This is a genomic window from Paenibacillus sp. GCM10012306, assembly GCF_042649265.1.
Taxonomy (GTDB): Bacteria; Bacillota; Bacilli; order Paenibacillales; family Paenibacillaceae; genus Paenibacillus_AQ.
In genome coordinates, this window is sequence record NZ_JBHRYW010000024.1 from 23,719 (window position 1) to 43,328 (window position 19,610).

The 19,610-nt window shown below is 49.8% G+C and carries 17 protein-coding genes and 1 other RNA gene; 16 read left to right on the forward strand and 2 right to left on the reverse strand.

What is annotated here, in order from left to right; genetic code table 11:
* Positions 1-17: 17 nt before the first annotated feature.
* Positions 18-2,087 (reverse strand): transglycosylase domain-containing protein, encoded by a 2,070-nt coding sequence (locus ACFORK_RS28675; RefSeq protein ID WP_379205483.1) that lies wholly within the window; start codon positions 2,085-2,087, stop codon positions 18-20.
* 280 nt (positions 2,088-2,367) lie between these two features.
* Between ACFORK_RS28675 and ACFORK_RS28680 the strand changes: the two genes are divergently transcribed.
* The gene (locus ACFORK_RS28680) at positions 2,368-2,832 is read left to right on the forward strand and encodes a YwiB family protein (RefSeq protein WP_379205484.1); all 465 of its coding nucleotides are present in this window, start codon (positions 2,368-2,370) and stop codon (positions 2,830-2,832) included.
* Positions 2,829-4,514: an arginine--tRNA ligase gene (gene argS, locus ACFORK_RS28685; protein ID WP_379205485.1), complete on the forward strand. Its 1,686-nt coding sequence runs from the start codon at positions 2,829-2,831 to the stop codon at positions 4,512-4,514. The genes ACFORK_RS28680 and argS overlap by 4 nt, the downstream gene beginning before the upstream one ends.
* 171 nt (positions 4,515-4,685) lie before the next feature.
* On the opposite strand, the gene ACFORK_RS28690 is transcribed toward argS, so the two are convergent.
* Positions 4,686-5,873 (reverse strand): S8 family peptidase, encoded by a 1,188-nt coding sequence (locus ACFORK_RS28690; RefSeq protein ID WP_379205500.1) that lies wholly within the window; start codon positions 5,871-5,873, stop codon positions 4,686-4,688.
* 467 nt (positions 5,874-6,340) lie between these two features.
* Here ACFORK_RS28690 and rpoE point away from each other — a divergent pair, with 467 nt between their 5' ends.
* From rpoE to ACFORK_RS28760, 14 genes are all read left to right on the forward strand, one after another.
* Positions 6,341-6,904, forward strand: coding sequence for a DNA-directed RNA polymerase subunit delta (gene rpoE / locus ACFORK_RS28695; RefSeq protein WP_379205486.1), 564 nt, complete (start codon positions 6,341-6,343; stop codon positions 6,902-6,904).
* Positions 6,905-7,182: 278 nt separating this feature from the next.
* Positions 7,183-8,790 (forward strand): CTP synthase, encoded by a 1,608-nt coding sequence (locus tag ACFORK_RS28700; protein ID WP_379205487.1) that lies wholly within the window; start codon positions 7,183-7,185, stop codon positions 8,788-8,790.
* A 320-nt stretch (positions 8,791-9,110) separates the two neighbouring features.
* Entirely contained in the window at positions 9,111-9,497 is a 387-nt protein-coding gene (locus ACFORK_RS28705; protein ID WP_066368165.1) for a response regulator, read from the forward strand.
* 209 nt (positions 9,498-9,706) lie between these two features.
* A complete protein-coding gene (fba, locus tag ACFORK_RS28710) occupies positions 9,707-10,561 on the forward strand; it encodes a class II fructose-1,6-bisphosphate aldolase (protein WP_379205488.1) in 855 nt (284 codons plus the stop codon).
* Between the two features lie 213 nt (positions 10,562-10,774).
* Positions 10,775-12,028 carry a UDP-N-acetylglucosamine 1-carboxyvinyltransferase gene (locus ACFORK_RS28715; RefSeq protein WP_379205489.1) on the forward strand — a complete coding sequence of 418 codons (1,254 nt, stop codon included), beginning with the start codon at positions 10,775-10,777 and terminating at the stop codon, positions 12,026-12,028.
* 189 nt (positions 12,029-12,217) lie between these two features.
* Positions 12,218-13,567 (forward strand): transcription termination factor Rho, encoded by a 1,350-nt coding sequence (gene rho, locus ACFORK_RS28720; RefSeq protein ID WP_175369902.1) that lies wholly within the window; start codon positions 12,218-12,220, stop codon positions 13,565-13,567.
* Positions 13,568-13,590: 23 nt separating this feature from the next.
* Complete coding sequence (locus ACFORK_RS28725; protein ID WP_379205490.1) at positions 13,591-14,868, forward strand: radical SAM family protein; 1,278 nt, start codon at positions 13,591-13,593, stop codon at positions 14,866-14,868.
* Positions 14,869-14,987: 119 nt separating this feature from the next.
* The gene (gene rpmE / locus ACFORK_RS28730; protein ID WP_379205491.1) at positions 14,988-15,185 is read left to right on the forward strand and encodes a 50S ribosomal protein L31; all 198 of its coding nucleotides are present in this window, start codon (positions 14,988-14,990) and stop codon (positions 15,183-15,185) included.
* Between the two features lie 175 nt (positions 15,186-15,360).
* An RNA gene (ffs, locus tag ACFORK_RS28735) (signal recognition particle sRNA large type) lies at positions 15,361-15,628 on the forward strand.
* A gap of 134 nt (positions 15,629-15,762) precedes the next feature.
* Positions 15,763-17,535, forward strand: coding sequence for a DNA polymerase III subunit gamma/tau (gene dnaX / locus ACFORK_RS28740; RefSeq protein WP_379205492.1), 1,773 nt, complete (start codon positions 15,763-15,765; stop codon positions 17,533-17,535).
* A 51-nt stretch (positions 17,536-17,586) separates the two neighbouring features.
* Positions 17,587-17,898 (forward strand): YbaB/EbfC family nucleoid-associated protein, encoded by a 312-nt coding sequence (locus ACFORK_RS28745; protein WP_379205493.1) that lies wholly within the window; start codon positions 17,587-17,589, stop codon positions 17,896-17,898.
* Between the two features lie 37 nt (positions 17,899-17,935).
* Positions 17,936-18,535, forward strand: a complete 600-nt coding sequence (gene recR / locus ACFORK_RS28750; RefSeq protein WP_379205494.1) for a recombination mediator RecR — start codon at positions 17,936-17,938, stop codon at positions 18,533-18,535.
* A 210-nt stretch (positions 18,536-18,745) separates the two neighbouring features.
* On the forward strand, positions 18,746-18,991 hold the full coding sequence (locus tag ACFORK_RS28755; protein WP_379205495.1) for a DUF2508 family protein: 246 nt from the start codon (positions 18,746-18,748) through the stop codon (positions 18,989-18,991).
* A gap of 35 nt (positions 18,992-19,026) precedes the next feature.
* Positions 19,027-19,293 (forward strand): pro-sigmaK processing inhibitor BofA family protein, encoded by a 267-nt coding sequence (locus tag ACFORK_RS28760; protein WP_379205496.1) that lies wholly within the window; start codon positions 19,027-19,029, stop codon positions 19,291-19,293.
* Positions 19,294-19,610 lie beyond the last annotated feature (317 nt).

A 19,610-nucleotide genomic window follows, 5' to 3' on the forward strand; every position in this document is an offset into this window, starting at 1 on the left:
GATGGGGTCGGGCAGACCTAATTCATCCACCAGCGCTTGATATCCTGCCATAAGGAGCGCCCTTCACCGGGATCACCCTTTCCGGGAGTCGTTTCTTCCGCTTGGTGGGCCTTTTCTCCTGCCCCGTGCTGATCGCAATATGCTGTGGGCTCTGTGCCGCTGATGAAGGTTTCCAGTACCTTATCTGGACATTCAGCTGTAGCCAACTTGCCGGATTGCTTATCAATATAGACACTAACTATACCGTCGGGAATTGGAAAAATCTTGGGCGGGACGTTCTCCAGCGCTTTCTCTGTGTACTGGGCGAAAATCGGGGCAGCGCGCCTGCCATCGGTCGTTGCGATATCCCGGCCTTTGTCGTACCCGACCCAGACAGCCGTCGACAATTCGGGGGTGAAGCCGACCATCCAGCCATCAGTATCGGTTGTGCCGGTCTTTCCGGCAACAGGGCGTTTGATGATGGAGGCCACACGGTTCCCGGTGCCCCCTGTCTCGAACACGCCCTCCATCAGCCGGGTCAACACGTAAGCTGCTGCCGGCTCGACTACCACTTCTCCCTGAGACTGAGGTGCTTCGTACAGAACGCTCCCCTTGGCGTCTGTGATCTTCAGGATAGCTGTCGCGGGCATCCGGACCCCGCCGCCGCCGATCACAGCGAAGGCAGAGGCCATTTCCAGGGGGCTGACTGGTGAGGTGCCCAGCGCCAGGGAAGGCACGTGCTGCAGCGGGCTTTTGATCCCCATATCCGCAGCCATCTCGGCGACTTTGTCCGCTCCGATCTTAATGATCGTATTCACGGCATAAATATTGTCCGAGGCAGCAATCGCCTGGCGCATATTGATTTCACCCAGATACTTGTCACCAAAATTACGGGGCTGGTAGGTCTTGCGGTTATTGTCATAATGGAACAGAGTTGGCTGGCTGTTGAACACTGAGAGCCCATTCATCGTTTTGGAGGACAGGGCAGCAAGATACATTATCGGTTTGAAAGAAGATCCCGGCTGCCGGGTGGTTGCCAATGCGTGGTTGAACTGGTTGGTCCGGTAGTTCTTGCCCCCCACCATCGCTTTAATGTAACCGGTACGTGGATCAATGGATACCAAGGCTGTCTCCAGTTCACTGGCCGGATCCATTCCTATGCCGACGGCATCCTCCGCTGCCTGCTGCATAACCGGATCGAGGGTGGTGTAGACGTTCAGTCCGCCCTGCTCGAATTCGTCGCTATCGATATGCAGCAAGTCTATTGCCAAGCCGCGCACATAATCGCGAAAGTAGGGTGCGGCTACGGTGGTGTCTTTTTCTCCTTGTGGTTTGAAATTCAACTTCTCCTGCGCCGCCTGCTTGGCCTCGGTCTCTGTAATGTCGCCAAGCTCGGCCATAACGGACAGGATCAGCTGCTGGCGATTCTTGGCGTTATTTATGTGGTTGTAAGGCGAATAGTAAGTCGGGCCCTTTGGTACCCCAGCCAGCATCGCACTCTCCGCAAGGTCGAGATCGGCTGCAGACTTGCCGAAGTACATTTTGGCCGCTGCTTCAATGCCGTAGGCTCCGTGACCGTAGTAGATTTCATTCAAGTACATGTTCAGGATTTCATCTTTGCTATATTTCATCTCGAGTTGCATCGTATAGAGGGCTTCTTTAATTTTGCGGGTCCAGGTCTTCTCATGGGACAGATAGAGATTGCGTGCAAGCTGTTGAGTCAACGTACTGGCGCCTTGCGAGCGGCCCCCTTCCTCCAGATTGACGAGGATGGCCCGGGCCATTCCTTTGAGGTCAAAGCCGGTATGCTTGTAGAATTTGCGGTCCTCCACCGCCAGCGTAGCCTGAACAAGCAGCGGTGAGATATGGCTCAGTTCTACGGGATCACGACTGCGTCCGTCTGATGTGAAGGTGGCCAGCACATTTCCACGCACATCAAGCAGCCTGGAGCGGACATCGTCCAGAGTAGGGGGCAGGTCTTTCTGATATAGATATCCCAGCAGAGCGCCGGCAGCTAGCAGGCCCAAGATAGTCAAGGCCGACAGCAGCCGAAATGCCCGGCGGAGAGGACTTTTGCGTTTAGGTGGGTTGGCGGAATCGCTCGACATTTCACCAGGCTCCTTTCTTGCTCTTATCCCCATTATGGGAAAGGAAGTGACAGGATATTCACTGGCGCTGCCGAGGTTCTGATAGCGTAACGATTGCAGCACATGGTGTACGCTGGTTTATGGTTAATTTTGAAGAATATCTATAGAAGAAAAAAATTCGTAGTATTTATGGTAAAATTAGATTCCTTGGAATCTTCCTTGAATAAGGAATTGAATTGCACCCTTGAACTGGATATAGTAGTACAATGGGAAAGCGAATTCGCCTTTGGTCTGCAGAGGCTTGCAGAATGGAGAAATACAGGTGCCGGAGATTGAGAGTCACAAATACGGCGTTTCAGTCACACTCGTAAGCGAGCATGAAGGTGAGCGCACTGTGCTGAATACCGCCGGAGAAGTCATAGCCAAGGGCCAGCAGCTGTTCATCCGATATGTGGAGCCCGGGCAGGGCCCTCAGGGTGAGGAGACAGCTATTCGTACAACGATAAAGATTGCAGGTAGCGAACTGAAGCTGATCCGCCATGGCGCGGTCGAGTCCGAGCAGAGTTTCCGACAGGGAAAACGTCTTCCGGGCTTTTACCGTTCTCCCTATACGCAGTTTAATCTGTCCACGGAGACCCGGGAACTGGAAATTTCCCGAGACGGGCGCTCCCTAAACGTGACGTGGGAGTATGATTTATACGTATACGAGGAGCTATCCGGTCAGTTCACACTCAGTTTGCATATACAGGAGGAACCAAAATCATGACACAGAGTCAAAATCCGCTCGAACTTATCAATGAACGGGTAAAAGAAGCCATTGCCGATGCAGTTGTTGCTGCGGGGCTAGTTGCACGTGAAGACCTTCCGGCCATCGTGCTGGAAGTGCCAAGAGACAAGGAGCACGGTGATTTGGCGACCAATGCGGCCATGCAGCTCACCAAGATCGCTAAGCGTAACCCGCGTCAGATTGCTGAGGCAATTCTAGAACACTTGGACAAGAGCAGCGCTTCCATTGAGAAGGCTGAGATTGCCGGACCAGGCTTTATTAACTTTACATTGTCCAAACACTATCTGTATGGCGTCATCACCCAGGTTGCCGCACAAGGGGACAACTACGGCCGTATTGACGCAGGACAGGGTCAAAAGGTAGAGGTTGAGTTCGTCAGCGCCAACCCTACAGGCAGTCTGCACCTTGGACATGCCCGTGGAGCGGCTGTCGGCGACGCACTCTGTAACGTGCTGGATTATGCCGGTTATCAGGTTACTCGTGAATACTATATTAATGATGCTGGGAATCAGGTTGCCAATCTGTGCAAGTCCATCGAGACCCGCTACCTGCAGGAACTGGGACAGCCAGCGGAAATGCCGGAAGACGGTTATCATGGCGAGGATATCAAAGGATTTGCCAAGGAGCTTGTGGCTGAAAAAGGAGATTCCCTGCTGGAAATGACTCCTGGTGACCGTGCGGCTTTCTTCCGTACCTATGGTTTGAATAAGGAATTGGATAAAATCAAACGCGATCTGGAACGTTTCCGTGTTCCGTTTGATATCTGGTTTAGCGAGACCTCGCTCTATGAGAATGGAGCAGTGTTGCGTTCGCTGGACGATCTCCGTGAGCGTGGTGAGGTCTATGAAGAGGAAGGCGCAACCTGGCTGCAGACAACCAAGTATGGCGACGACAAGGACCGTGTGTTGATCAAGAACGACGGTACCTATACTTACCTAACGCCGGATATTGCTTATCATAACGATAAATACGGCCGCGGCTATGACAAAATGATCAATATCTGGGGTGCCGATCACCACGGCTATATTCCGCGGATGAAGGCAGCGATGTCTGCGCTCGGTAATGACCCGGGAAAATTGGTTGTCCTGATTGCACAGATGGTCAGCTTGTTCCAGAATGGCGAGAAGGTCAAGATGTCCAAACGTACCGGTAAAGCGGTAACGATGGAGGACCTCATGGAAGAGGTTGGCATCGACGCCATCCGTTATTTCTTCACCATGCGGAGCATGGACTCCCATCTGGACTTCGATATGGATCTGGCGATCTCCACATCCAACGAGAACCCGGTATTCTATGTACAATATGCGCATGCGCGGATTTGCAGCATCTTCCGTCAAGCTGAGGAACAAGGAATCGCATTGCCTGATTATGCTGAGCTTGATTTCAGCAAACTCACAGCTCCTCACGAATATGACTTGCTGCGCAAAATTGGTGAGCTGCCAGCGGAAATTGCTTCCGCAGCGGACGCTTATGCACCGCATCGCTTGGTGCGTTATGTTTATGATCTGGCGGCACTTTTCCACAGCTATTACAAGGCTGAGCGTGTTATTACCGAAGATTCGGCCCAAACATTGGCTCGTCTTGCCCTGCTGGGAGCAACGCGTACCACCATTGCCAATGTATTGCGTCTTCTGGCGGTATCCGCTCCAGAACGCATGTAAATTCATACATCCCTTAGGCCCTTGTCTGACCGGGGCAGAGGGATGATTAGCACACCGCCTCCAGCGACTTGGGAGGCGGTGTGCTTGTGTCTAGCAGGACGGCCGCCATCCTTGGATTTTGGGATGGCGGCCGTCTGGTTCAGGCCAGTGGCGCAGCGCCACTGGCCTTTGTCAATCCGCGCGCCGGCTGGCGGCCTTCGCGGATGGGCCCCGCTTGGCCCTGATGCCTGCGCGTAGCAGGCGAAGGGCATCGGCAGCGCCGCCGCCGAGGGAGGCTCTGCGCTGCCCTTTGCGCAGCCGCACCGGGCCAGCGGTGCGGCGCAGCAGGAGCTTCAGCTCCCGGGGGGTGAGCCCTGGCCGAAGTGCGAGCAGCAGGGCAGCGGATCCCGTCACATGCGACGTTGCCATGGATGTGCCGCTCATTTCTTTGTAGCCCTCCTTCAACCAGCAGGAGGGCACGCTTTCGCCGGGTCCATATACATCGATGTACGAACCACGGTTGCTGAAGCTGGCGACCCGGCGCTTCTTATCTATGGCGCCCACAGCGATGGTCTCCGGGTAGCGTGCTGGATAATCCCCGCCGCGTTTGCCATCATTGCCGGAGGAGGCAACAATAGCAATGCCGGCGCGGTAGGCTTTCATTACGACATTATGAAGTGCTTTGCTTCTCGTCCTCATACCGAAGCTCATATTGATGATGTCGATCCGGTTCTGGACGCACCAGTCAATCCCCAGCACAATGTCAGACACATAAGCAGAGCCGTTGTGGTCAAAAGCTTTGATGGGATAGAGGGTGGCTCTTGGTGCAACTCCCATCATGCCGCGCGTGCCGCCAGCGGCAGCCAGTGTGCCGGCGATATGGGTGCCGTGGCCATTGTCATCCAGCGGCAGCATTCCCCGCCGCAGCAGGTTCACACCTGTAGCCAGCGAATGGCGCAGATCAGGGTGACGATAGTCGGCGCCTGTATCAATGACGCCAATCTTGACTTGCACACCGGTTGACTTGGACCAGGCCTGGGGGGCATGAATCGCTTTCACTCCCCATGGCATCACGGCGGTCCCGGTGTTCTCACTGGGCAGAGCATGGAGCTGTATGCGGTAGTCCTCTTCCACGCTCAGTGTGTCTGCAAATCTATGCACCAGCTTTGCCGCGCCTGCGGCAGGCACAAAAAAAGCGCGAATCAGCGGAGAGACCTGTACCTGCCGCAGTCTCGCTTTTTTCGAACGTAGGGTCTTCCACTGGGATAAAGCTCCGGCGTAATGGCGGGCATCATAAAAGGTAACAATACGCCGTTCGTCATCCTTGGGGGCAGCCGATATCTCATCAAGCAGCATCTGCCAAAATCCGTAATAGTCCATGTGTTTTGCCGTCCCCTCCTCGGTGCCGTACTGAAATATTGTATGAGCGGAGGAGGATAGCCGAATGGGAACTTGCCCTTTTTTAAGGAAATGGGCTGCCCATCGTGTCAAAAGACGGCGCTTCACATAAAATAAACAGAAGAGATTTAACACTCTCTTTGCAACATCCCGTAAGGAGCCATTCCTTGGCGTGGATACAGTCATGCGCGGAGGAGTTTCCTCCGCCTTTTTTGAAGAGGCCTTTTACCTATATGTACCGACTTAGCCATTCATAAAAGTACATATTGATCGTTACCTGGGAAAAAAACGTTAACCTGTCGGAAAATGCCGACGGTTTTTTTGCGTCTGAAGCTTGTCCCTTTTGACTTGCATTTTGCTGCTAAATAGGTTTTACTTAGGTTTGTTAATGGATATTATTGAATTAGAGCCGTGAATAGTGAACAATGCGTGAGAGGAAGTGTCCTTTAATGAGTACGCCACTCAATTTAAAGCTGGACCCCGAGAAAGTGAAAGAAATGCCGATGGTGGACCTGGCTTTCCTGGTGCTGAAGGCGGCGAATACGCCGTTTTATTACCGTGACCTGATGGTCGAAGTAGCCAAGCTGCGCGGAATGACCGAAGAACAAACCAACGATACCATTGCCCAGTTATATACTGAGATTAACATCGACGGACGTTTTGCCTGTGTAGGGACGAACCTGTGGGGGCTGAAACGCTGGTATCCGCTGGAGCGCTCCGATGACCCAATCGGTAATTCCAAACGTCCGCGTATCATCAACGACGAGGATGACGATTTGGAAGACGATGATTTCACCGAGGAAGATGATAACTACGCATCCGAAGAAGAGGATTTCGACGCTATCGATGAAGATCGCGACGACCTCTATTCCGACGACGACAGCGAAGAAGAAGTTGACGACGATGTAGTTATTGACGAGGAAGACATCGACGAAGATGACGTGGACGATGAAGATTCCGACTCGGAAAGAGATGAAGATTCGGACGATGAGGACGAGGACGATCATTATTAATCCCGTTCTTTGAGGTAGCATAATTCTGCCCTTGACAGTGGAGAACCGTCAGAGTAAACTATTGCATGGGCTTATGATGAAAGTTAATATGTGTTTTCTAAAATAAAAAGTGCCCCGGTGCTACGGGTGTCACTTTTTTGTTTTTTTAGATGCCAAAAAGCCGGGATTTCCGCGATTTTAATAACTTTTGATTTCCCCCGTTTGACGATAGAAAAACGGGTTACGATAAACATCATGCGTCGCCTGAATTTCTGGACTTTATTTAGGAGGGTTTTACAGTGACAAAGTATATTTTTGTAACGGGTGGGGTTGTGTCTTCCCTTGGCAAAGGCATTACCGCCGCTTCGCTGGGCAGGCTGCTTAAGAACAGAGGTCTAAAGGTGACGATTCAGAAATTTGATCCGTATCTTAATGTGGACCCTGGAACAATGAGTCCTTATCAGCACGGGGAAGTATTCGTGACAGATGATGGCGCGGAAACGGACCTTGACCTTGGACACTATGAACGATTTATTGACATTAACCTGTCCAAGAACAGCAATGTAACGACAGGTAAAGTGTATTCTTCAGTAATCAGCAAGGAACGCCGCGGTGAGTATCTGGGTGGAACCGTTCAGGTCATTCCGCATATTACGAACGAAATCAAAGAGCGTGTCTTCCGTGCAGGCCGTGAAGCTGGTTCGGATGTCGTGATCACAGAGATCGGTGGTACAGTAGGCGATATCGAGAGCCTTCCGTTCCTGGAAGCGATTCGTCAGATCAAGAGCGATATCGGCCGGGAGAATGTAATGTACATTCACGTAACCCTGATTCCGTATATCAAGGCAGCTGGTGAAGTGAAGACCAAGCCGACTCAGCATAGTGTAAAAGAGCTGCGCAGCATTGGTATTCAGCCGAATGTGATCGTATGCCGTACGGAGCATGAGCTGTCTTCGGACATGAAGGCGAAGATTGCCCTGTTCTGTGATATCGATGCTAATGCCGTAGTGGAATGCCGCGATGCCTCCACACTGTATGAAGTTCCGCTTAATCTGCGTGACGAGGGATTGGATGAGATCGTAGTTAACCATCTGAAGCTGACTACACCTGCTCCGGATATGCGGGAATGGGAAGGCATGCTAGATCGAATCAACAAACTGCAGCACACCGTTGAAATTGCCATTGTCGGCAAATACGTTGCTCTGCACGATGCTTATTTGAGCGTAGTTGAATCCCTTTCGCATGCAGGCTTTGCATCCAATGCTGAAGTGAAAGTACGTTGGGTGGATGCTGAGCAATTGACTGATGAGAATGTGGACGAGCTGCTTCGTGGCATCGGCGGTATCCTCGTTCCGGGTGGCTTCGGCGACCGTGGTATTGAAGGTAAAATCTCTGCTATCCGCTATGCACGTGAGAAACAAATTCCGTTCTTCGGTATTTGCCTTGGCATGCAGGTTTCCGTTATTGAATACGGCCGTTCCGTATTGGGACTGGAAGGGGCGAACAGCTCGGAGATTGATCCGACTACAGCACATCCGCTTATCGACCTGCTTCCAGAGCAGAAGGATATTGAAGATATGGGTGGCACAATGCGTCTGGGGCTATACCCTTGTAAGCTTCTGCCTGATTCCCTGGCTATGTCCTGCTACGATGATGAACTGGTGTACGAGCGTCACCGTCACCGGTATGAGTTCAACAATGCTTACCGTGATGAGATCGAAAAAGCTGGTCTCGTGATCTCTGGAACATCCCCAGATGGCCGTCTGGTGGAGATAGTGGAACTTCCAGGACACCCATGGTTCTTGGCGGTACAGTTCCATCCGGAATTCATTTCCCGTCCGAACCGTCCACAGCCGCTGTTCCGTGAGTTTGTTAAAGCATCTCTTACTCACTATAGTGCACAATAATATTATATATAGCACCTAACAGGTGTCCGAAAGAGCCTCCATTTGGAGGCTCTTTTGCTTATACCCGAGTCCGACTAATGCTCGGAATGACTTTACATATAATGTATGTTTTCCTTGTCTTTGTTGCATTTTTTTATAACAAAAAAGTCAATGAGAGTGACCCATTTAATGGTATACATTTACGCATTTTATCTAATTAGCAGGATTTTGAATCTACACCACGAATTATAGGTTTCGTATGGACTAAGTTATAAAGGGGCCGTTAGCTGTGGAGAGCGCGGTATGGTCAATCTGCCTTAAATTGTGGGAGGGTATTGATAATGGAGAAAAATAAAGTGTTGATTGTCGACGATCAGAATGGGATCAGGATTCTTCTCATGGAAGTGTTCAATAGCGAGGGTTACACTACATTTCAGGCGGCTAACGGTAAACTTGCACTGGAAATTGTTCGTACCGAATCCCCAGACTTGGTCTTGCTCGATATGAAAATCCCGGGAATGGATGGGCTTGAGATTCTCAAGCATCTGAAGGAGATCAATCCGGAGATCAAGGTGATCATGATGACAGCGTATGGGGAGCTGGACATGATTAAGGAAGCAACAAAATTGGGCGCGCTGATGCACTTTACCAAACCTTTCGACATTGACGAGATGCGTGTGGCGGTAAATATGCATCTTCGCAATAAATCGGTCGATCAGTGCAGTTAAGGTAAGGATTCTGCTAAATGGCAGAATCCTTTTTTCGGAGGGGAAAAGTTGGAAAAGGGCAGATAACAACAGGGGTGGATAAATATCGTCCCACCGGGACATTTTTTTGTTAGTGCTATTTAGTATTTGACACTGGATGTGCTATAATAAGCCTGTATGTGATGTCGGTTCTATAATTATAGCGAAAAACATCTTTAGGAGGATGAACCATGCCATTAGTATCAATGACAGACATGTTGAACAAAGCACTTGAAGGAAAGTACGCAGTAGGTCAGTACAACATCAATAACCTTGAATGGACCCAAGCAATTTTGGGTGCAGCCGAAGAAGAGAAATCTCCGGTAATTCTTGGTGTATCCGAAGGCGCAGCCCGTCACATGGGCGGTTTCACCACTGTTGTTAAAATGGTGGAAGGACTTATCCACGACCTGAAAATCACTGTTCCTGTAGCGATCCACCTGGACCACGGTTCCAGCTTTGATAAATGTAAAGAAGCCATCGATGCTGGCTTTACTTCCGTAATGATCGACGGATCTCACCACCCAATCGACGAGAACATTGAAATGACTAAGAAAGTCGTTGACTATGCTCACGCTAAAGGTGTTTCTGTAGAAGCAGAAGTAGGTACTGTAGGCGGACAAGAAGATGACGTTATCGGCGGCATCCAATATGCTGACCTTAACGAGTGCGTACGCATCGTTAAAGAAACCGGCATTGACACTTTGGCTCCAGCACTTGGTTCCGTTCACGGTCCTTACCATGGCGAGCCTAACCTTGGATTCAAAGAAATGGAAGAAATTCGTGACGCTGTTAAATTGCCACTGGTTCTTCATGGCGGTACTGGTATCCCTGTGCATGACATCGACAAAGCGATCTCCCTGGGTACTTCCAAGATCAACGTGAACACTGAGAACCAAATCGCATTTGCAAAAGTAGTTCGCGAAGTTTTGGCTGCTAAACCTGATGCTTACGACCCACGTACATTCATCGTACCAGGCCGCGAAGCTATCAAACAAACCGTTATCGGTAAAATCCGTGAGTTCGGTTCCAACAACAAAGCGTAAGATCTTTTTCTTAGAGTTTTGAAGGACAACAGTCCATAAAGTTTTGAATTAGCGTATTGGACAGGTTATACTGTCCTTTTCAGTTGAATATGATGATGTGGAGAGTACACCGCATAGCCGGTGTCTTTCCATTTTCATCACCTTTATCACCAGAAAAGCCACAGCACGTATTGTCGACCAACCGCAATACACGTAGGGGGAACCTGTTAATTTATGGAAAAATTAATGATTGGCGGTGGACGTCCGCTGCAAGGTGTTGTCACGATCAGCGGAGCCAAGAACAGCGCGATTGCGCTTATTCCTGCGGCGATTTTAGCCGAATCTGAAGTTGTGCTGGATAATCTACCGTCCCTTAGCGATGTTGCAGTTTACTCCGAAATACTGGAAGAGCTTGGCGCGAGTGTATCCTGGTCAGGCAACCAAATGAGAATTGACCCCTCCCGTATTGTGTCCATTCCTATGCCTAATGGGCCTGTCAAGAAATTGCGGGCTTCTTACTATATGATGGGAGCGCTCCTTGGAAGATTCAAGGAAGCGACAATAGGGCTTCCCGGTGGCTGCAATTTTGAGCCCCGTCCGATTGACCAGCACATCAAGGGATTTGAAGCGCTGGGCGCAACAGTAACTAATGAACACGGCTCCATCCACCTGCATGCCAAAGAATTGCGCGGGGCTAAGATTTATCTGGACGTATCCAGTGTCGGGGCCACGATTAATATCATGCTGGCGGCTTCAAGAGCCAAAGGCTCTACTATTATTGAAAATGCGGCTAAAGAGCCTGAGATTATAGATGTAGCTACACTGCTTAATTCAATGGGTGCCATCATTAAAGGTGCCGGCACGGAAACCATCCGGATCGAAGGGGTTACGGAAATGCACGGCTGCCGTCACTCTATTATTCCTGACCGGATTCAAGCTGGAACATATATGATTGCTGCTGCAGCGACGCGCGGCAACGTCCTTATAGATAACGTCATTCCTAAGCATCTGGAGGCTTTAACCGCCAAGTTGCTAGAGATGGGCGTAGATATTGAAGAGCTTGATGAGAGCATTCGCGTAATTGGCAGAGCCAAGTACCAGCATGCTGATGTCAAAGCGCTGATTTACCCAGGCTTTCCCACCGATCTGCAATCCCCGATGACCAGCATGTTGACCCAAGCTGAAGGTGTTAGTGTACTCAGTGACTTTGTATACAGCAATCGTTTCAAGCATGTGCCGGAACTGGTTCGTATGGGGGCCAAGATTCGTGTCGAGGGCCGTTCAGCAATCGTGGAAGGCAGCAAGCTTAATGCAGCCAAGGTCAAGGCGGCCGATCTGCGGGCTGGTGCGGCGCTTGTAATCGCCGGTCTTACAGTAGAGGAAGGCATCACCGAAGTAACGGGTGTGGAGTATATTGATCGTGGGTACGATCATTTGGTGACCAATCTCCGTAATCTGGGGGCTGACGTTTGGCGCGAGAACGAATAGAATAAATTTATTAGGTTCCCGGTGAATGGAGGGAGTTTTTTTGCAGGTTGACTGCATATCTCCTTCCAATTCGGGTAATCCTATCCTAATGAGGATTTTGCCGGACTCTTTTTATTTGCTGATATAGTTCAGTAGTACATAGAACTATGTTCACGAACTCATTATAAAAATTGAATAGGTGGTTATTACATGGATCTTCAAATTTCCGATCTGGAAGAAATGAAGCTGACCGACTTGTACAAGCTGGCCAAGAAATACCAGATCCCTTACTACGGGCAGATGAAGAAACGGGAGCTGATCTTTGCTATCCTTCGGGCGCAGGCGGAGCAAAGTGGGCTCATGTTTATGGAAGGCGTACTGGAGATTCTGCCGGAAGGCTACGGATTCCTAAGGCCGATCAACTACTTGCCTAGTGCGGAGGATATTTATATCTCAGCCTCCCAAATCCGCAAGTTCGATCTTCGAAGCGGAGACCTAGTATCGGGGAAATGTCGAACCCCCAAAGAGAATGAACGTTATTTTGGATTGCTTCAGGTTAATGCCGTCAATGGCGAGAACCCTGCCAGCGCAGCGGAACGCCTGCATTTCCCGGCGTTAACACCTCTTTATCCGCAAGACAAGCTGCCGCTTGAAACATCCCCTACTCATTTATCTACCCGAATTATGGATTTGCTCGCTCCTGTAGGTCTGGGGCAACGCGGTTTGATTGTGGCGCCTCCCAAAGCAGGGAAGACGCTCCTCCTAAAAGAAATTGCCAACAGCATCTCCACTAATAATCCTGAGATAGAACTGTTTGTGCTTCTGATTGATGAACGTCCCGAGGAAGTAACCGATATGCAGCGCTCTGTGAAGGGTGAAGTTGTGGCATCAACCTTTGACGAATTGCCGGAGAATCATATCAAGGTAGCTGAGCTTGTGCTTCAACGTGCACTTCGTTTGGTGGAGCATAAGAAAGATGTTGTTATTCTGCTGGATAGTATTACGCGTCTGGCGCGTGCATATAACCTTGTCGTGCCCCCATCCGGACGGACGCTAAGCGGAGGTATTGATCCTGCTGCTTTCCATCGTCCTAAACGGTTCTTCGGGTCGGCGCGTAATGTGGAAGAAGGCGGCAGCCTGACGATTCTGGCCACAGCATTGATCGATACAGGTTCACGTATGGATGATATCATTTATGAAGAGTTTAAAGGTACGGGTAATATGGAACTACATCTGGACCGGAAGCTTGCGGAGCGCCGTATTTTCCCTGCGATCGATATTCGTCGTTCAGGAACGCGTCGTGAAGAGGTATTGCTGAGTAAGGAAGAACTGGATACCATTTGGGCTATCCGTAAAAATATGAATGAATCCTATGATTTTGTGGAAGGATTCCTCAAAAAGCTGCGTGACAGTAAGACGAATGCCGAGTTCCTGGCGTCATTTGATGTTGCAGGTAAAGAATCTGCCAGTGGCACGGCCAGTAGTGGTGGTACATCAAACAGCGGAGCATCTGCACGCCGTACGACCCGCTCGAAGGCCCCCACAGTATCCACAACCTAGAACGAGAATAAGAGGAGACTAATATGTATTTGGTATATGCCGATGAGAAAGGTAACGTATATGATCATCCTGAGCTGTACGGGCTGGCCCGCAGCGGGGATTTGATTGTCGAAATGCTGGAAGAAGAGCTGATTCCGTTGCCTGAGGGTGCTACGCTGGTCGGCCTGCCTAACACGCGGGCGGTGGGTATGAATCCGGCAACCGGTGAAATGCTGCCGCTGCCCGAAGGTTCTCAAGCGGTTGGGGCATTGATGCCGCAAGGTTATACACGGTTATGCCTTCCCGGCTATGTCAAGACAGATAAGTCCTACAAGCTGCCGCTATTCGGTTATTCGGCAGTGGTATGGAAGGATGGACGTTTCTATGTAGGCGCAGAGCTTACAGATGATCCTGAACAGTGGAATCCGCTCAATTGTGACCGTGATCTTGTGAAGAAGGGTGTAGGCGATCTGACAGCTAAGTATCCGGAGAACCGTCTCTTCGGGCACTTGTCGAACTGTGCGCTCGGCTATGAATGCCTTACATCCTCCAACACCTTCCTGGGACGTTGGGAGGGTGCTGTGCCTGTTTCCTATTCTTGCAATGCCGGTTGCTTCGGCTGTATTTCCGAGCAGCCTGACGACAGCGGTTTTGTCTCTCCGCAGACACGGATGAACTTCCGTCCGCGTGTAGATGAACTGGTAGAGGTTATGCTGGAGCACCTGAAGACGCCGCAGTCCATTGTTAGCTTTGGACAAGGCTGTGAAGGGGAGCCGTCGACGCAAGCCAAGATTATCATCGAGGCAATGCGGGAAGTTCGCGCTACTACTGACATGGGCTACATCAATATCAATACAAATGCGGGCTTAAGCGACCATATTCGTGGAATCGTTGATGCTGGTCTTGATTTGATGCGTGTCAGCACCATCAGTGCGTTGGATGATCACTACAATGCCTACTACAAGCCACGGGGCTATACCTTGGCCAATGTTGAGAAATCTCTCAAATACGCAGCATCGCAGGGCGTGTACACGTCGATTAACTATCTGATCTTCCCGGGTGTGACCGATCGTGAAGAAGAGATTGAGGCCATGGTGGAATTTGTGAGACGTACCGATCTCAAGTTGATTCAGATGCGGAATCTGAATATTGACCCGGAGAGCTATCTGGAATTGATCCCTCCAGCTAAAGGGGAAATACTTGGTATGAAGACGATGCTGGACATTTTCCGGGAAGAGCTTCCTGATGTGGTTATTGGATCATTTACCCATGTGCCGCCTGCTGATTTGGCCCGTGCCAAGTCTAGTCGTATACACGTCTAGCATTAGAAATGTAAATTTGAAACATATTGCCCATTTGCATGTTTCGTGCTAAACTATGCTCATGTGTCTATATAACTCTGAGTCCGCATGAGGCTTAGGGCAAGAGAGGTGAAATTCAAATGCAAGAAGCAATTCAACCAAAGTACAACATTACTAAGGTAACCTGCGCATGTGGCAACACTTTCGAATCCGGTTCTGTTAAACAAGAGCTGCGCGTCGAAATTTGCTCCAGCTGCCACCCGTTCTTCACTGGCAAGCAGAAATTCCTGGATGCCGGCGGTCGCGTTGATAGATTTAAGAAGAAATACGGTATCTAATTCAATTAGCCCGTTTGCGGCATAATTATTAGATCTAGCCCCCGGCTTCGTGCCGGGGGTTTTTTCAATGTTCCCACTTGATTGAGGTGCATTATTACTGCAAGGAAAGTAATGGGGGAGCTGTTAATTCTCTTGAGGTTGATTTTTGTCCGAGCGTAGGATATACTTATCTTCGCCGTGCTAGACGGGGAGGTAGCGGTGCCCTGTAACTCGCAATCCGCTGTAGCGAGGTTGAATTCCTGTTAGAGGTGCTGTCGATGTGAGGCCTTGGTCCCTATGGACTGTGTTGACGGTTGGGTCCTCCGCAATGAGTGCTTGTGAACCTGGTCAGGTCCGGAAGGAAGCAGCCATAAGCAAGTTTGCTCTTGTGCCGGAGGGTGGCCTAGCCCGAGCAGTCAGTAGGGTTGCCGCTTGGATCGCAGTCATCAATAACAGGTGCACGGTTTATATGAATAAATGATAGCATCTTTGCGATAAGCGGGGATGCTTTTTGTTTTTGGTCAAAGTCTGGAGAATATAGTATAATGAGTTAGCGACAAATGCCAAGAAAGTGGCACTTGAGAGAGGGTAATGCATAGTGGAACATATCGCGCTGTACCGTGCTTGGCGGCCGCAGTCGTTTCAGGACATGGTAGGACAACAGCACATTATCCAAACGCTGCAGAATGCTATACGGGAAGACAGGGTCTCACATGCCTATCTGTTCAGCGGTCCTCGGGGGACTGGTAAGACCAGTGCTGCCAAAGTGCTGGCCAAGGCGGTCAACTGCGAACGCGGACAGGGGCCGGAACCTTGCAACGAGTGTCCATCCTGCCTGCGGATTACTGCTGGTAATGTCATGGATGTGCAGGAGATTGATGCTGCGTCTAACCGGGGTGTGGAAGAGATTCGTGACCTGCGGGATAAGGTGAAGTACGCGCCTACCGAAGTGCGTCGTAAAGTGTATATTATCGATGAAGTGCATATGCTGACAACAGAAGCGTTCAATGCGCTGCTGAAGACGCTGGAAGAGCCACCGCCCCATGTAATGTTCATACTGGCGACAACAGAGCCTCATAAGCTGCCAGCGACGATTATTTCCCGCTGCCAGCGGTTTGATTTTCGCCGGGTATCATTGGAGGAGCAGACGGGTCACCTGAAGCAGATCTGTGAGAAGGAAGGCATCACCGCAGATAATGACGCTCTGCAGTACATTGCACGTCTCTCCGATGGGGGGATGCGGGATGCGCTCAGCATTCTCGATCAGATATCTTCCTTCACAGAGGGCCAGGTTACCTATCAGCAAGTGCTGGGTATGACGGGAGGAATCCCTTCGGAACAATTTGCCCGTCTGGCTAGAGCGATTCTGGAAGGTGATATGGGACTTCTTCTGGAGCTTGTCGAACAGCTTATGCATGAGGGCAAAAGTGCCGATAAATGTCTCGAAAATTTATTGTATTACTTCCGGGACTTGCTTATGATCAAAATGGTCCCGAACGCCGATCACTTGACCGACCGTGTTCTGAATCCGGCGGATTTCAAGGATATGGCTACCGCCTTCAGCCGTGAACAGCTATTCGGAATTGTGGAGACGCTTAACCGTTATCTGGGTGAGATGAAGTATGCCACCCATCCGCAGACGCTGTTTGAAGTAGCGCTTATGAAGCTCTGCAGCTTGCAGGAAAGCGCCGCAGTTTCGGCTGATACGGCTATTTCGCCTGGTGCCTTCCAAGGAGCTGTGGCAGGCGGAAGTGCCGCTACTGACCCTGGTGAGCTAGGTGTGCTTAAGAAACAGATCGCTGCATTGGAGAAGAAGCTGGAGCAGGCGCTGAAGTCGGGAGGCATTTCCGGAGGGCGCGAGGGTACCCAGGGTAAGTCTGCCTCTGCGCCGAGCGCTGCTCCACGAATCACCACGGCTTCCAAGATGCCGCCACAGGTGGATAAATTTATTGCTGGTAAGGATAGCGCCGACTTTACGACTATCTATAAGCAATGGAGTCTAGTGCTGCAAGGTGTGAAGGAAGAGAAGATCACTGTTCACGCCTGGTTCGTTGACGGGGAGCCTGTATCGGTTATGGAAGACGCAGTGCTGGTTGCTTTTAAGAACACTATACATCGGGACACTACTGAGAAGCCGGCTAATCGGCAGGTGATTGAGGGCGTTCTGGCTGCCCGTTTGGGTAAGCCGTATCGTCTTGTGACCATTATGCTTCGCGACTGGAACGAGGCTGCTATGAAGTCTGCAGAACAGCCTGGTAAGGAAGAGCTGCGTCTTGAGCATGAACACGAGACAGGAGAAGCAAAACAGGAACCTTGGATTGATGAGGCGATCCAGCTTTTTGGAGAAGACCTTGTTGTCATAAAAGAGTAATGCTTTCAGCAGATTAGTGCCAAACGGCACATTCCAAAGGAGAGATCGATTATGAACAATATGAACCAAATGATGAAACAAGTTAAGAAAATGCAGGAGCAAATGCTCAAAGCTCAAGAAGAGCTTGGCGGCAAAACTGTTGAAGGTTCATCTGGTGGCGGTGTAGTTACCGTGCAAGTGAACGGACATAAGAAATTGCTGTCCATTTCGATTAAACCGGAAGCAGTAGATCCGGATGATGTAGAAATGCTGCAAGATCTTGTGATCACTGCTGTGAATGATGCGTTGACACAAGCCGAAGATCTTGCCAACAACGACATGGGCAAATTCACTGGCGGTATGAAGATTCCTGGTTTGTTCTAGACCATTACTCCATTTATCCTAAAGGAGAAACATTACTTTGCATTATCCCGAACCGCTAGCTAAGCTGATCGATGCTTTTACGCGTTTGCCGGGGATCGGTCCGAAAACGGCCGCCCGTCTTGCGTTTCATGTGCTGAATATGAAAGAGGATGAAGTCATTGATTTTGCCAAAGCGCTGGTAAGCGTCAAACGCAATCTTCACTATTGCTCCGTGTGCTGTAATATTACCGATACTGATCCGTGCCGGATCTGTCAGGATAAGACACGCGATGCGTCCGTAATCTGCGTGGTTCAGGACGCCAAGGATTTGGTTGCCATTGAGCGAACTAAGGAATTCGATGGTTATTATCATGTTCTCCAGGGGGCGATCTCGCCAATGGAGGGCATTGGACCAGATGATATCCGTCTGAAGGAACTGTTGGTACGGCTCAGCGACGAGCGAGTGAAGGAATTGATTATGGCGACAAATCCCAATATTGAAGGGGAGGCGACGGCTATGTATATATCCCGGTTAACGCGCCCTTTTGATATCAAAATCACGAGAATAGCCCACGGCTTGCCAGTAGGCGGCGATCTGGAGTACGCAGACGAAGTCACGCTGTCTAAGGCCTTGGAAGGCCGTCGTGAGCTGTTTTAGGACATAAGATGCTTTAGAGTATGTGGAGAAGTCCCAGGTAAGTTGAGGGGCTTCTTTTTTTTGCGTTCAGAGCTAATCAAAGGATATTCATGAAGAGAGTACAGATTTGTGATGGTTTTAAGTTCTAAGTTTGTCCCGATCTTTATATGAATGAGAATGAAGATGAGAGGGTGCTCTTGTGTTCACACTTATTCGAAAGGGGAGCTGAGTATGGGCTGGTGGGGGGCATGGAGAGGCAACGCCGATAAGGAACGGGAACGTGACGAGAGATGGAATACGTTCATGGAAGTGCGCAAGGCACAAATGGAATGGGAGCGGGCTTATCTGATGTTCGATGAGGCGCTGGGACAGGATCAGATAGATTATGCCATTTATATCTTAGAGGCGGCAGAACGCAAATATCAGATTCATCTTAAGCATGCCAAAAGCTTGGGGCTTAACCGGACGCGGCTATAACGGAATGGAACAGATTTGATAAAGGAGGAGAGACATTGTTAAGATTAGCGGCGATTGGAGTATTGAGTATATCCGTTCTTTTATTGTTTTTAATTGTATTCCGCAAAAAATTAGGCTTTGGCTGGTTAAGTTTATTCGGCACCCATCTTATTCTGGCGGCGGTGGGTATTTACTTAGTGAATTTTTCGGGTTTTATAACAGATGCACACATTCCCCTTAATCCGGCAACTATAGGCGCAGTAACGGTTTTGGGGCTTCCGGGAGTAATAATGTTGTTGGGTTTGAAAATAACTTTGTTTTAAGGGTTGACGTAGTAGCGAGTAAAATGGTATATTAATTCTCGGCCCTTGAAACAAGAGTTTTTCGAAAAACTTGTTGAGAAGGAAGCGGAAAAAAGAAATTAAAAAAACGCTTGACAGAAACAAGGTCGCCATGATATATTATAAAGGTCGCTGCTGAGACATTGAGCGGCGGACAAGCAAGACATTGATCTTTGAAAACTGAACAACGAGTGAGTATCGGATTCACGCAAGTGAATTCACAAATGAGAATTTAATTCTCGTCAGATGTTTCAAAATGAGCAATCGCTCTTTCTAAATACCAATTTGGAGAGTTTGAT

Coding starts and splice junctions, on each gene's coding strand:
- ACFORK_RS28715 (WP_379205489.1), top strand. CDS start 10,775: ATGGAAAAATTAATGATTGGCGGTGGACGTCCGCTGCAAGGTGTTGTC.
- ACFORK_RS28705 (WP_066368165.1), top strand. CDS start 9,111: ATGGAGAAAAATAAAGTGTTGATTGTCGACGATCAGAATGGGATCAGG.
- ACFORK_RS28755 (WP_379205495.1), top strand. CDS start 18,746: ATGGGCTGGTGGGGGGCATGGAGAGGCAACGCCGATAAGGAACGGGAA.
- rpoE (WP_379205486.1), top strand. CDS start 6,341: ATGAGTACGCCACTCAATTTAAAGCTGGACCCCGAGAAAGTGAAAGAA.
- rho (WP_175369902.1), top strand. CDS start 12,218: ATGGATCTTCAAATTTCCGATCTGGAAGAAATGAAGCTGACCGACTTG.
- ACFORK_RS28725 (WP_379205490.1), top strand. CDS start 13,591: ATGTATTTGGTATATGCCGATGAGAAAGGTAACGTATATGATCATCCT.
- ACFORK_RS28745 (WP_379205493.1), top strand. CDS start 17,587: ATGAACAATATGAACCAAATGATGAAACAAGTTAAGAAAATGCAGGAG.
- argS (WP_379205485.1), top strand. CDS start 2,829: ATGACACAGAGTCAAAATCCGCTCGAACTTATCAATGAACGGGTAAAA.
- rpmE (WP_379205491.1), top strand. CDS start 14,988: ATGCAAGAAGCAATTCAACCAAAGTACAACATTACTAAGGTAACCTGC.
- ACFORK_RS28690 (WP_379205500.1), bottom strand. CDS start 5,873: ATGGACTATTACGGATTTTGGCAGATGCTGCTTGATGAGATATCGGCT.
- fba (WP_379205488.1), top strand. CDS start 9,707: ATGCCATTAGTATCAATGACAGACATGTTGAACAAAGCACTTGAAGGA.
- ACFORK_RS28675 (WP_379205483.1), bottom strand. CDS start 2,087: ATGTCGAGCGATTCCGCCAACCCACCTAAACGCAAAAGTCCTCTCCGC.